At 75.1% G+C, this 12,798-nt stretch carries 12 protein-coding genes; 5 read left to right on the top strand and 7 right to left on the bottom strand.

Annotated features, from left to right (window positions below; all coding sequences use genetic code 11):
- Positions 1-166 precede the first annotated feature (166 nt).
- Positions 167-1,822, bottom strand: coding sequence for an acyl-CoA dehydrogenase family protein (locus AC068A_RS08380; protein WP_478582469.1), 1,656 nt, complete (start codon positions 1,820-1,822; stop codon positions 167-169).
- Between the two features lie 17 nt (positions 1,823-1,839).
- On the opposite strand from AC068A_RS08380, the gene AC068A_RS08375 reads away from it, so the two are divergent.
- Positions 1,840-3,009, top strand: a complete 1,170-nt coding sequence (locus tag AC068A_RS08375; RefSeq protein ID WP_478582466.1) for a YihY/virulence factor BrkB family protein — start codon at positions 1,840-1,842, stop codon at positions 3,007-3,009.
- A 265-nt stretch (positions 3,010-3,274) separates the two neighbouring features.
- Entirely contained in the window at positions 3,275-4,411 is a 1,137-nt protein-coding gene (gene rsgA, locus AC068A_RS08370) for a ribosome small subunit-dependent GTPase A (protein ID WP_478582463.1), read from the top strand.
- Between the two features lie 77 nt (positions 4,412-4,488).
- Here rsgA and AC068A_RS08365 read toward each other — a convergent pair whose 3' ends face one another.
- The 4 genes from AC068A_RS08365 to AC068A_RS08350 all read right to left on the bottom strand — a co-directional run bounded on the left by AC068A_RS08365 (position 4,489) and on the right by AC068A_RS08350 (position 7,051).
- Positions 4,489-4,869 carry a PPOX class F420-dependent oxidoreductase gene (locus tag AC068A_RS08365; RefSeq protein WP_478582460.1) on the bottom strand — a complete coding sequence of 127 codons (381 nt, stop codon included), beginning with the start codon at positions 4,867-4,869 and terminating at the stop codon, positions 4,489-4,491.
- 132 nt (positions 4,870-5,001) lie between these two features.
- Positions 5,002-5,484, bottom strand: a complete 483-nt coding sequence (locus AC068A_RS08360) for a DUF456 domain-containing protein (protein WP_478582457.1) — start codon at positions 5,482-5,484, stop codon at positions 5,002-5,004.
- A 24-nt stretch (positions 5,485-5,508) separates the two neighbouring features.
- Positions 5,509-6,489 carry a helix-turn-helix domain-containing protein gene (locus tag AC068A_RS08355; RefSeq protein WP_478582455.1) on the bottom strand — a complete coding sequence of 327 codons (981 nt, stop codon included), beginning with the start codon at positions 6,487-6,489 and terminating at the stop codon, positions 5,509-5,511.
- 370 nt (positions 6,490-6,859) lie between these two features.
- A complete protein-coding gene (locus AC068A_RS08350) occupies positions 6,860-7,051 on the bottom strand; it encodes a hypothetical protein (protein ID WP_478582453.1) in 192 nt (63 codons plus the stop codon).
- 451 nt (positions 7,052-7,502) lie between these two features.
- Between AC068A_RS08350 and AC068A_RS08345 the strand changes: the two genes are divergently transcribed.
- Positions 7,503-8,408, top strand: a complete 906-nt coding sequence (locus AC068A_RS08345; RefSeq protein ID WP_478582450.1) for a protein phosphatase 2C domain-containing protein — start codon at positions 7,503-7,505, stop codon at positions 8,406-8,408.
- Positions 8,409-9,050: 642 nt separating this feature from the next.
- On the top strand, positions 9,051-9,431 hold the full coding sequence (locus tag AC068A_RS08340; RefSeq protein WP_478582786.1) for an ATP-binding protein: 381 nt from the start codon (positions 9,051-9,053) through the stop codon (positions 9,429-9,431).
- A 93-nt stretch (positions 9,432-9,524) separates the two neighbouring features.
- Here AC068A_RS08340 and AC068A_RS08335 read toward each other — a convergent pair whose 3' ends face one another.
- Both AC068A_RS08335 and AC068A_RS08330 read right to left on the bottom strand, forming a co-directional pair.
- A complete protein-coding gene (locus AC068A_RS08335; protein ID WP_478582448.1) occupies positions 9,525-10,592 on the bottom strand; it encodes a DUF2637 domain-containing protein in 1,068 nt (355 codons plus the stop codon).
- Positions 10,593-11,032: 440 nt separating this feature from the next.
- Complete coding sequence (locus tag AC068A_RS08330) at positions 11,033-11,917, bottom strand: (2Fe-2S)-binding protein (protein WP_478582446.1); 885 nt, start codon at positions 11,915-11,917, stop codon at positions 11,033-11,035.
- A gap of 134 nt (positions 11,918-12,051) precedes the next feature.
- On the opposite strand from AC068A_RS08330, the gene AC068A_RS08325 reads away from it, so the two are divergent.
- Positions 12,052-12,723: a GntR family transcriptional regulator gene (locus AC068A_RS08325; RefSeq protein ID WP_478582443.1), complete on the top strand. Its 672-nt coding sequence runs from the start codon at positions 12,052-12,054 to the stop codon at positions 12,721-12,723.
- Positions 12,724-12,798: the final 75 nt, after the last annotated feature.

Raw genomic sequence — 12,798 nt, 5'->3', positions numbered from 1 at the left:
CTCGCCAAGTCCCGGTCGCCCGACCGAAACTGTCCGCGCGCCGTGAGCGGCGTGACAGCTCCTCCTCGGGGCTTTCGGGCCAGCGGTGGTGCCGAGTCGGCGCGGCGCCACCGCTGGCCCGGTCAACGGGTCCGGATCCCGGCAGCGGCGCGGTTTGGGGACCCGCCTACCCCGTGATCCGCGCCCGTTCCACCACTGCCCCCAGGTCCAGGGTGTGCGGCAGCGTGCCGAAGGCCGCGCCCCGGTCGCCGCCCAGTCGGGCTGCGCAGAACGCGTCCGCCACCTCCGGCGGAGCCCACCGCACCAGCAGCGACGCCTGGAGCACCAGCGCCATGCGCTCCGCCAGCCGCCGCGCCCGGGCCTCGATGCCCGCCAGGTCCGCCAGCTCCGTCAGCAGCCCGCGGACGGCCGCGTCCAGCCGGTGGTCGGCGCCGCGGGCCTGCCCGATCTCCCGCAGGAAGGCGTCCAGCGCCTGCGGTTCGCGCCGCAGCACCCGCAGGAGGTCCAGGGCCTGGACGTTGCCAGAGCCCTCCCAGATCGAGTTCAGGGGGGACTCGCGCAGCAGCCGCGGCAGCCCGGACTCCTCCACGTAGCCGTTGCCGCCCAGGCACTCCAGGGCCTCCGCCACCATCGGCGTGCAGCGCTTGGCCACCCAGTACTTCGCGGCGGGCACCGCGATGCGCAGGAAGGCCCGCTCCTGTTCGGTGCCGGCGTCGCAGGCGGCGGCCAGCCGCAGCGCCAGGGTGGTCGCCGCCTCTGATTCCAGGGCCAGGTCGGCGAGGACGTTCCGCATCAGGGGCTGGCCGATGAGCGGCGCTCCGAAAACAGAGCGGTGCTCCGCATGGTGGACGGCCTGGGTCAGCGCCTGCCGCATCAGCGCCGCCGACCCGAGCACGCAGTCCAGCCGGGTCGCCGCGACCATCTCGATGATGGTCCGCACCCCGCGCCCCTCCTCGCCGACCCGGCGCGCCCACGTCCCGTCGAACTCGACCTCGGCCGACGCGTTCGACCGGTTGCCGAGCTTGTCCTTCAGCCGCTGGATCGCAAAGGCGTTGCGCGTCCCGTCCGGCAGCACCCGCGGCACCAGGAAGCACGTCAGCCCCTCCCGCCCCGCCCCGGCCGCCTGCGCCAGCACCAGGAACCCGTCCGACATGGGCGCCGAGCAGAACCACTTGTGCCCGGTCAGCTCGTACTCGCCGGGCACGCCCAGCGGCCGCGCCGCCGTCGTGTTCGCCCGGACGTCGCTGCCGCCCTGCTTCTCCGTCATCGCCATGCCGAGGAGCGCGCCCGCCTTCCGCCCGGCCGGCCTCAGCCCCTCCTCGTACACGTGCGAGGTCAGCCGCGGCTCCCACTCGGCGGCCAGCTCCGGCTCCGCCCGCAGCGCCGGCACCGCCGCGTGCGTCATCGACACCGGGCAGCCGTGCCCCGCCTCGGCCTGCGACCACACGAAGAACCCGGCCGCCCGCCGCAGGTGGCCCGCCGGCCGGGTCCAGGCGTCCGTGAGCCCGGCGCCCACCGCGTGCCCCAGCAACCGGTGCCAGGCCGGGTGGAACTCCACCTCGTCGATCCGGTTCCCGTACCGGTCGTGCGTCCGCAGCCGCGGCGGGTTCTCGTCGGCCTGCCGGGCCCACTCCTGCGCCTGCGCGGACCCCGCGGCCCGCCCGAGCTCCGAGAGCTCCTCGCGCACCTCGGCGAGCAGCCCGGGCGGCCCGTCGCCGAGATGGCGCTCCACGTTCTCGGTGAGGGCCCGATCGCCGGCGTAGACGTCGTATCCCACCAGGGGAGGAGCCTGATTCGTCACGGTGTGGGTGCTGGCTGCCATGCGGATACCGTAAGGACGTGCAGCCAGCAGAAGAAACTCCCGGGCGGGTCCCCGGGCGGGTCCCCGGGCGGGTCCCCGAGCGGGTCCCGGGACGACTCCACCGGGCCCGAGCCCTCTACCGCAACGTCTCCAAGCGCAAGATGGCGTGGCTGCTCCTGAAGGACACCGTGAACTCGTGCATCGAGTACCGGATCCTGGGACTGGCCGCGGAGGCGGCGTTCTTCACGCTGCTGTCGCTGCCGCCGCTCTTCCTCGGCCTGCTCGGCGTCCTCGGCTACGTCGACGGCTGGACCGGCGGCACCTTCGTGGCCTCCATCGAGGAGAACATCCTCCGCGCCGTCGGCACGGTCCTCTCCGACCGGGGCGTCAACGAGATCGCCAAACCGATGCTGGACGACGTGACCTCGCGCGGCCGCCCCGACATCATCTCCCTCGGCTTCGCCTTCGCCCTGTGGTCCGGGTCGCGCGCGGTCAACGTCTTCATCGACACCATCACCGTCATGTACGGGCTCGACGGCCACCGCGGCATCGTCAAGACCCGCCTGCTGGCCTTCCTGCTGTACGTGATCGCCCTGGTGATCGGCGCGGTCGTGCTGCCGCTGATGGTGGCCGGACCGGACGCCGTGGTCAGGTGGCTGCCGTGGAGCACGGAAGTGATCGCCGTGCTGTACTGGCCCACCGTCACCCTGCTGTCCATCGTCTTCCTCACCACCCTGTACCACGTGTCCGTGCCCGTGCGCTCGCCGTGGATCGAGGACGTCCCGGGCGCGCTCGTCGCGCTCGCCATGTGGGTGCTCGGCTCGTTCCTGCTGCGCCTCTACCTCACCAACACGGTCGAGGGCCCCACCATCTACGGCTCGCTGGCCGCCCCGGTCGCCGTGCTGCTCTGGATCGGCATCTCCGCCTTCGCGGTCCTCGTCGGCGCCGCCGTGAACGCCGCCATCGACCGGGTCTGGCCGTCCGTGGACACGGCCGCCGCCCGCGAGGCCAACGAGCGGGCCCGGGAGGCCGAGGCCGCCCGGCTCGTCGCGCGGGCGGCTGCCTGGCGGGCGCTGGCCGAGGGGGAGTCCGAGGACGAGGACGACGAGGACGGGGAGGGCGACGGCGGCACCCCGTCGGAGTTCCCCGAACGCTGGTCGAACTTCCTTCCGCCGGAGGACTACACGGCCCGCCTCCGCAAGCACTGACCCGGCGGACGAGCCGGAACCGGAAAACAATTGGCGTGGCCCCGCGGGCACTTGCTACGGTGAACCCGTCCCCGCCGCCCGGTAAGGGGCCGTCGGCGCGTTGCACGACCAGGAGGTGAGTCCATTGATGACTGTCACGGTGCACAGTGCTTCCCGCACTCAGAAGACCATCAATGCCACCCCCGTGGTCTCCGGCTGACCTCACACCTTCTTTCGCGCGCCACAGGCGCATGCGAGGCCGGGGCCACCCTGTGAAGGGTTCCCCTTGACTCCCTCTTCCTTCCCCTCCGCTTCTTCCGCTGCTTCTGCTTCTTCGGGCTCCCCGGCTTCCGCCGCGCTGACCGCCCTCGGCTGGGACGCGGCCTGGGAGGCCGAGTTCGCCCCGTACGCCGCACAGGGCCTGGTGCCCGGCCGTGTCGTCCGCGTCGATCGCGGCCAGTGCGACGTCGTGACCGCCGAAGGCACCGTCCGCGCCGACACCGCCTTCGTCACCCCGCACGACCCGTTGCGCGTCATCTGCACCGGCGACTGGGCGGCGGTGGAAGCCTCCGGAAACCCGCGGTACGCCAAGGCGTACCTGCCGCGCCGCACGGCCTTCGTCCGGTCCACCTCCTCGCAGCGCTCCGAGGGGCAGATCCTCGCCGCCAACGTCGACCACGCCGTCATCGCGGTCTCCCTCGCCGTCGAACTCGACCTCGGCCGCATCGAGCGGTTCCTGGCCCTGGCGTGGGAGTCGGGCGCGCAGCCGCTCGTCGTGCTGACCAAGGCCGACCTCGTACCGGACCCGGTCGCCCTGTCGTACCTGGTCCAGGACGTGGAGACGACGGCGCCGGGCGTCCAGGTCCTCACCGTCTCCGCCCTGACCGGGGCGGGCACGGACGTCCTCGCGGCGATCGTCGCCGACGGTACGAGCGTGCTGCTCGGCATCTCCGGCGCCGGCAAGTCCACCCTGGCCAACGCGCTGCTCGGGGCCGACGTCATGGAGGTCCAGGCGGCGCGCGAGGTGGACGGCAAGGGCCGCCACACGACCACCACCCGCAACCTGCTGGCCCTGCCGGGCGGGGGCGTGCTGATCGACACGCCGGGGCTGCGCGGCGTGGGCCTGTGGGACGCCGAGACCGGCGTCGGACAGGTCTTCTCCGAAATCGAGGAGTACGCCGCCGAGTGCCGCTTCCACGACTGCGCCCACGAGGCGGAGCCGGGGTGCGCGGTGCTGGCGGCCATCGACGCCGGGGACCTGGCGCTGCGCCGCCTGGAGAGCTACCGCAAGCTGGTGCGCGAGAACCGGCGGATCGTGGCCAAGACGGATGCGCGGCTGCGGGCCGAGATCCGCCGCGACTGGCGCAGCAAGTCGGCCGAGGGCCGCGCCAACCACGCGGCCAAGCGGGGCCGCCACGTCTGACCGGCCGCGCCCGGCCCGACCAAGGCCGGGCGGGCGGGGCGGGTGCCTGCCGGCGCCGCCCCGCCCGGCCCCGAGCCTCACGGGGTGTCCAGGCCCCAGGCGAAGACCCGGTCCGGGTGGATCCGGATCACCTCCGGGCTGAAGTGCGGGCCCAGCGTGTGCGGGCCGACCTCCAGCGTGGCGTGGCCGCGGATCTCGATGCCGCGGACCCGCCACGGCCGGGTGCTCACCAGGTCGTCGACGACCAGCGCCAGCCGCGGATTCCCCTGGAGGTTCCGCCACTTCTTCGTCGTACCCATGGCGAGCCCGCCGACCAGGACCGTGCCGTCCTCCTGGGGGAAGAACCCGACCGGATTGGCCTGCGGCTGGCCCTTCGCGTCCACCGTCGCCAGCCGCCCCAGCCGCTGCGACCGGAGGTACGCCAGCTCCGCCTCGCTGAAACCCTTGAACTCCGTCATACGGCCACGGTCCCGCATCCGGCCCGGTGCCGCAGCGGACCGCAGGCCCGTCCGGTCCATGTCTGCGGTACCGGTCCGCCTCGCCGCCGGGCCGTGCCGCCGCCGGGCCGTGCCGTCGGCCGGTCGGCAGGCTCAGCCCGCCACTACCGTGCCCACCCACGCCCCCATCACCATCAGGCAGGCCAGCAGCTCCACCAGCACGCTCGTCCCCACCGCCCGCATCACCGCCCGTACCGACGCCCACGCCTCGCCGTGCGTGCCCAGCCGCAGCCGCTCGCACAGGTAGATGCCGCCCACGAAGCCCGGTACCGCACCCACCACCGGCACCAGCACGAAGCCGAGGAACGCGCCCACCCCCGCGTACACCGCCATCCGGCGGCTCACCCCGACCCCCTGGATCCGCCGCGGCGGCAGCTGCCACTTGACCACCTGCACCACCAGCAGCAGGGCCGTCGCCGAGACCAGCAGCGACCAGGCCGCCGCCGACCGCTCCCGCAGCGCCCACCACAGCACCCCCGCCCAGACCAGCCAGGTCCCGGGAACGCCAGGGACCAGCACCCCGGCCACCCCGAGCAGCAGCACCAGCCCCACCAGGAGCAGCTGTGGCAGATCCACATGCTCAGCGTGCCCGACCAGGGGCTACCGGGCCACCCAGCCCCGCTCGCGCGCGTGCCAGCCCAACTGGAGCCGGGTCGTCACCCCCGCCAGCTCCATCAGGGCCTTGACCCGCCGCTGCACCGTCCGCAGCCCCAGCTCCAGGTGCTTGGCCACGCTCGCGTCCGTCAGCCCGGCCAGCAGCAGCGTCAGGATCTCCAGGTCCGTGGCGTCCGGCACGCCCCCCGACTCCTCCGCCGTCCCCGCCGCCCCCAGCCGCAGCGGCACCGCCTCCCGCCACACCGCCTCGAACAGGCCGATCAGCGAATCCAGCAGCCCCGACGCATGTACCACCAGCGCCGTCGGCTCCGCCCCGCGCGCCGCCAGCGGGACCATCGCCAGGGACCGGTCCGCGATCACCAGCTTCGTCGGGACCCGGTCCGTGACCCGTACCTGCTCCCCGCGCGCCAGCGCCGTCGAGGCCTCCCGGATCCCCGTCGGGCCGCCCAGTACGTCCTGGTCGACCACCACCCGGAACACCACCCCGCGCGCGGCCGCGGCCCGCTCCTCCTCCTCGTTGTCGGCCGCCGTCACCGCGTGCGGCCGGCCCGTGACCAGGGCGCACACCTCCCGCGCCGCCCCCAGCTGGAGCTGCCGGAACCGGTGCGCCACGGCGCTCGCGCCCGTCACCACCTCCAGCAGGTCGTGCACCGCCGGCTCGGCGGCCTCCGCCCGGTACTCCTGCGCGAGCAGGGCCGCCGACAGCTCCGCCTGCTCCAGCTCATGCCGCTGCCGCGCCAGCAGCGCCGCCAGCGCCACCCCCGGCGGGGCCGCCACCCACCGCCCCGGCCGGGCCGAGGACTGCGCGGCCAGGCCGTGCCGCTCCAGATGGCGCAGCGCCCGCTCGGTCTGCGGCACCGGCAGCGCCAGCCGGTGCGCGAGATCCGGCACCTCCGACGCGCCCAGCGCCACCAGCGTGCGGTACGCCGCCTCCTGGCCCTCGTCCAGGCCTATCGCACTCAGCAACCCGTCCACCCCCACCTCTCGGCACGCCGACGCCCCTGGCGGGAAGCGGCCACGGCGCAAACCCGCCGCGGACATCATCGCCGCAGCCGTCCCCGCAGCACCAACACCCGGCGTTCGAACGCGACGTGTGCGACGGCTGCCCGGAAATCCCCGGGAGGGGTCGATGCGTCCGATTTCGTGTGCGGAATTCGCAGGGCCGTACGAAGAAGGCGGAAGGGGACGCCTTTTCGTGAATTCCGCGTTTTCCGCGGCGGCGGGGGGCCGAGAATAGCGGCATGAGTCAGCAGGGCGCGGACGACTGGTGGCAGAGGCTGTACGAGGACCCCGACGCGGGCCCGGCCCCCGACCCCGGGGACACCCTCGAAAGCCGCTACCACTCGGCGGCCTCCTTGACCTCCCCGCCGCAGCCCCGGCCCGCACCGGTGGCGGCGCCGCCCGGGGTACCGCCCCAGCCGGGCCCTGCGGATGCGGTGGTTCCACCGCCGCGGCCCGATGCTGCGGCGGCCGGGCCGGGCGCCTCCGCTTCCGTGCCGTCGCCCTCGGGCCCGCCGGGGACGGGCACGCACTCGCCGGCGGAGTCCGCAGCGGTCCCGCCGCAGGCGCTCCCGCCGGATGCGGCAGCCCCGCCGTCGCCACCCGCGTCGGTACGGCCCGGGCCTGTGCCCGCGCCGGGGGCGACGCCGGATGCCGCCGAGCCCGTGTCCGGAGGGCGGGAGCCGGACGGGCCGGCGGGAGCCGGGGGGTTCGGTGTGGCGCCGTGGGCCGGGGCGGGGCTGCCCCGGCCGCGGGATCCGCGCGAGGGCGGGACGACGGGGTACGGGCTGGGGGACGTGACCGTACCGCCCGTCCCGGCCGACGAGGACACACCCGCGCCCGCGCCCGCGGCCTCGCCCTCACCCTCACCCTCACCCTCACCCGTGCCTCCACCGCCCCTGCCGCAGCCCCAGCGGCCCCGCGCCGCCCCACCCGCCCCACCCGCCCCACTCGTCCCGCCGACCCCTGCCCGGCCCGAGGTGCGGCACCTCGGGGACCGGGCGCCCACGTACGCCGCCGAGCCCGGCGCGCTGCCCCTCGCCGACCCGGCCGCCCTCGACGCCCTGGTCCCGGACACCGTCCTCGAGGGCGCCCGCCACGGGGCCTGCACCCTGCGCGCCACCTCGGTCCGCGGGGACTCCGCCCGCTACCGCGGCGAGCCGCGCCGGGACGTCCTGCTCACCGCCCGCTTCGGCACCGGCGACGACGCCCTCGTGCTGGTGGCCCTGGCCGGCGGTGACCGTGCCGCCGCCGGAGCCGCCGAGGCCGCCGCCGAGCTGTGCCACTGGATCGGCGCCGCGGTCGGCCGCAGCCGGCCGCAGCTGGCCGACGACATCCGCTCCGGGCGGCGCGACGCCCTCCGCTCCGGGCTCCAGCGGCTCACCGACCGCGGCTACGGCCGGCTGCGGGCCCGTGCCGCCGAACTCGGCCACCCGGAGGAGGCGTACACCGCCGGGCTGCGCGCCCTGCTCCTGCCCATCGACCCCGAATGCCGCACCCGCGTCTGCTTCGGCGCCGGCGCCGGCGGGCTGTTCCGGCTCCGCTCCGGCGCCTGGCAGGACCTGGAGACCGCCGAACCGGCGCCCGCGGCCGCCCGGCCCGACGGCGATCCCGGACCCGACCCGGGGCCCGACCCCGGACCCGGACCCGACCCGGGCCCCGGCTTCCGGTTCCGCGCGGCCGTCGCCCGGCCCGGCGACACCCTGCTGCTCTGCTCGGGCGGCCTGGCGGACCCGATGCGGGAGGAGGAGCTGCTGCCGGCCGAGCTCGCGGCCCGCTGGTCCGGTGCGGAACCGCCCGGCCTGGCCGCGTTCCTCGCCGACACGCAGCTGCGCGTCAAGGGGTACGCCGGCGACCGGACGGCCGCCGCGGTCTGGGAGGCGTAAAGCGCGTTCGTGCCCGGGGAATTCGCCGTGCGGAATATCCGGTCCACGGGCGCGCACCGTTCTGCGGCCGCGGACGCCCCGTCGTGTCGGTGCCACGTGCCCGTGGCTCCTCGGTGCCGGTGGGAGTTTTCCTCGCCCTCGTGCAGTACGGCCGGCCCGTCGATTCAGTCCTGTTCGTCAACTCACCGCTCGGATCAGGCGGGTTGGACACGCCGTTTTCCGGCCTTCCTCCATACGGGACCACGAACCCCCGACCGGACCGGGCCCGCCCTCGCGGGCGCGGTGTCCGGCCCCGGAACGCTGTTCGTTCCACCGAGGAACCGGGTCGAGTAGGTGACCGGATTCGCACTGTCCGCCAAAGGGAAGGTGTTCGACGGCGGGGCGGCCGGGTGATCCGGATGGCTCGAACCCGACTGCGCAACGTGATGCGGCGGTCAGCCCGCAGGAGTGCGGAATACCCCGGCGGGCATGCATTCCGTAGACCTGTTCGAGATCCAGGGGATACGGGGGAGGGGCATCGCCGTGCGGGTGGAGGCGAAGACCGGGAAGCAGTGGCGCAGAGGGCGGCCCCTCCAGCGTGAGCCGTCCGCCCCGGAGGCTGCGGTGGCCGGCAAGGAGGCGGCCCTGGAGATCCGCCGCAGTGTGCGCCGCGCCGATCTCAGGGCCGTCGGCGAGGTCCGCAGGGCCCTCAGGGAGCTGATGCGGCACCGCTGCCGGGCCGACACCGCCGAGGCGGCCGAGCTCCTGGCCACCGAGCTCGTCACCAACGCCCTCGTCCACACCGACCAGGGTGCCGAGGTGTCCGCCCGGCTCTCCGCGGGCCGGCTGCGGGTGGAGGTCCGCGACCACGCCGCGGGCCGGCCCCCGAGGCCGTACGTACCGGCCGCCGACGACGGTACGCACGGGCGGGGGCTCATGCTGGTGGAGGCGCTCGCCGACGCCTGGGGCGTGGACACGGCGGGCGGCGCCCCGGCGGCGGGCAAGGTGGTGTGGTTCGAACTGCACGGCGTCGCCGAGGCCTGAACGGCGCAGGGCCCGCCGTGACCAGGCGGGCCCTGCGGGCTGAGCGGCCCCGTGCCCGGCGACGGGCGGGCGGGGCCGGCGGTGGCAGCATCGTCAGCCGAACTGCTGCTCCAGGTCCTTGAGTTTGCGTTCCAGGGAGTCGAGCCGGGGGAGCGTCTGGGTGTCGTCCTCGGCGGTCAGGTCGACCGTGCGACGGCCGGACACCTCACCGATGTCCGATCCGGTCACGGCCTGCAGGGAGAGGCGTCGGCGCGGGGCGGGCAGCTGTCCCTGATCCGCTATGGCCGGCTCCGCGCCGACCGGCGCGGAGCCCGTCGCGGAGGCCAGCCCCGCCATGTCCACCTGGCGCCCGCGCGAGCGCCCGAACACGAACGTCCGGTTCTGCCGGCCCAGCGCCTTCAGGCGGGCCCGGTTCAGCCGGTTCTGGTCCCGCCTGCGGTGGCGGTCCAGCTCCTTCTCCCGCTTGTCCTCCCGTACCTCCTCGACGGCCTCGTCCAGGGTGCGGACGCCCTCCAGCAGCATGAGCGACCACGCGCCGAACGTCTCGCGCGGCGCCCGCAGCCAGCGGACCATGCGGATCTGCGGCAGCGGCCGCGGGATCAGGCCCTGCTCGCGCAGGGCCGCCCGGCGGGTCTGCTTGAGGGCCCGGTCGAACAGGACGGCCGCCGACAGCGACATGCCGGCGAAGAACTGCGGTGCCCCGTCGTGGCCCATGCCGCGCGGTGCGTGCACCCAGTTGAACCAGGCCGCCGCGCCCGCGAACAGCCAGACCAGCATGCGCGAGCCGAGGGCCGCGTCGCCGTGGCTCGCCTCGCGCACGGCGAGCACCGAGCAGAACATGGCGGCACCGTCGAGGCCGAAGGGGACCAGGTACTCCCAGCCCCCGGAGAGGTTCAGGTTCTGCCGGCCGAAGCCGACCAGCCCGTGGAAGGAGAGGGCGGCGGCCACCGCCGCACAGCAGAACAGCAGGACGTAGGAGGCGGTTCCGTAGACGGCCTCCTTGCGCCGCCGCCGCTCCTCGCTGCGCTCCCAGGAGTCCTCGGTCGCCGCCTTGTCGTTCTCCCGCCTGCCCCGGGCCAGTACCGCAACCGCCGCAAGTACGCCCAGGATCAACAGGCTGCCGGGCAGCAGCCAGTCCAGCGATATGTCGGTCAGTCTCATGCGGATGTCCCTCGCCTTTGCATCGACTTGCGGCCTACCGGGGCCATGGTGGCGCAGGAGATCGGCTCGGCATGGGGGTTTCGGGGCAAGTGGACGCCATCGGGCGGCGCGGCCCGCCGGATAGGGTGTTGTGGATCGAACTCCCGCTCGCATGGCGGGAGTTGTGTTCGATTGCGGTCGGTCGGGCGGGTGGGTTGGTGCGCGAGCCGCTTGACGGCGCCCGGCGGCTACACCTCGGGGAGGAGCTCTCCTTCGAGGACGGTCTCGTCGATCCGGGCCGGTCCCAGAGGGCGAGGAGCTCGTTGGCGACGGCCACCACGGTCCCGCGGTCCTGGCCGCGTTCCCGGACGGCGGCGGCCGGCAGGGTGCGCGGTACGGCTCCGGCGTTCAGGAGGGCCCGCCATTCCTGCGGGCGGACGGCGCCGGGCGGTGACGGTCGCTCAGCCGGAGGCGGCGGCGCGGGCCGTGAGGCGGGCGACCCGGTCCGCGTCGCACGTCCGGGGGCAGGTCACGCAGGTCTCCTCCGGCCGGATCGTGTAGAAGAGGCAGCAGCTGACCCGGTCCCGGGTCGCCAGCGGCTCGCCGCCCGGGCCCGTGAGTGCACGGAACCCCGCGCCGCCGGTGTACGGGGCCGTCGCGCCGGGCAGCAGGGCCTGGAGCTCGGCGATGGCCCGCTGTTCCTCGTCGAGCAGCTTCGCCGCGTACCACAGGCCCGCGACGAGCGAGTCCGTCGCGAGGCCCCACAGGGCGCGCCGCCCGCGCCGCATGCGCGGGCCGAAGCCGTCCAGCAGCGGTTCGAGGTGCTGCGCCACCGCAGCGCGCACCTCGGCTCGCAGGGCCTCCCCGTCGGGCACGACCCGAGCCCCGGGGAGGACCGCTGCCGGATCGTCCGGCAGGCAGGCGAAGGACTCGGCGCGGACGCTGATCCGCCCGAGGGGCCGGTGGAGGGCCACGTCCGCCGGGGCGAGCCGGGGCACCCGGCGCTCGAGGAACCACGGAACGGTGATCAGCAGGCACGCGCGCCACGCGTACCGGTGCAGCCCGAACGTGGCGAGCACGTCCGGGCGCGCCTCACGCCCGTAGTCCTTCAGGACCTGGGCCTTGTCCCAGGCCAGGAAGGCGTCCAGGGCCGGTCCGCCGGCCGCGAGCTGGTCCGCGCCGACCCACCCCGCACCGCGAGGGGGCGGTTCGTGCGCGGCGCGCTCCACCACGTGCAGGCCTTCGTACACCGCCGTCAGCCGTGCATACGCGTCCGCCAGCGGCGAGGCCGGGGGCGCGGGTACGGGAGCGGGGGCCGGGGCGGCTGCGAGGGCGGGCGCGGGCATGCGGCATCACCGATCAGGTGGTCGTGATCGACATAGGTAAGGCTTACCTTACCCGATCTGGGGCTGTCTGTATCCACACTTCCCGGACGGATTCAACTATTCTCCCGACAGGCCGAGACCCACAGGAGGACCGAGTGCACAAAGCGGCCCGTGTCGGGGTGTCGGCTCTGATCCCGACCCAGAAGGTGCTGCGCCACTCCGTACGCGGACAGGTGCTGGAGGCGCTGCGCGCCGCGCTCGTCGACGGCGAACTGGTGCCGGGGGAGATCTACTCCGGGCCGGCGCTGGGGGAGCGCTTCGGCGTCTCCGCGACGCCGGTGCGCGAGGCGATGCAGCAGCTGGCCCTGGAAGGGGCCGTGGAGTGCCTGCCGAACCGGGGCTTCCGGGTGCTGCAGCGCACCCCGCGGGCGCTGGCCGAGCTGGCCGAGGTGCGGGCGCTGATCGAGGTCCCGGTGATGCTGCGGCTGGCCCGGACGGTCCCGGCCCACACCTGGTCCGCCCTGCGGCCGGCGGCGGCCGCCACGGCGGCGGCGGCCGCCGCCGGGGACCTGGCCGGCTACGCGGAGGCCGACCGGGCCTTCCACCGGGAGGTACTGGCCCTGGACGGGAACGATCAGCTGGTCCAGGTGGCGGAGGAGCTCCACCGCCGCTCCCAGTGGCCCGTACCCGGCGCCCCGCGGGTGCGGAGGGCGGACCTGGTCGCGGATGCGGCGGAGCACTCGGCGCTGCTGGAGGCGCTGATCGCGGGTGATCTGCCGGTGGTCGAGTCGCTGGTCCGGGAACACTTCGCCGGCTCCGCCGCCTGACGCTGCCGGCGGCCCGCCGCCCCTGCGCCTCGATCGCCGGCGGGGCTGTACCGGCCGACCGCTCTCGGCGCCCGG

The organism is Streptomyces sp. NPDC043854 (genome assembly GCF_056436005.1).
The sequence above is the reverse complement of the archived record's forward strand: the minus strand, read 5'-3'. Positions and strand labels throughout refer to the sequence as shown.

Excerpts from the sequence above, each read along its gene's own strand:
- AC068A_RS08380 (WP_478582469.1), bottom strand. The coding sequence starts at position 1,822 with ATGGCAGCCAGCACCCACACCGTGACGAATCAGGCTCCTCCCCTGGTG.
- AC068A_RS08365 (WP_478582460.1), bottom strand. The coding sequence starts at position 4,869 with ATGACGGAGTTCAAGGGTTTCAGCGAGGCGGAGCTGGCGTACCTCCGG.
- AC068A_RS08335 (WP_478582448.1), bottom strand. The coding sequence starts at position 10,592 with ATGAGACTGACCGACATATCGCTGGACTGGCTGCTGCCCGGCAGCCTG.
- AC068A_RS08330 (WP_478582446.1), bottom strand. The coding sequence starts at position 11,917 with ATGCCCGCGCCCGCCCTCGCAGCCGCCCCGGCCCCCGCTCCCGTACCC.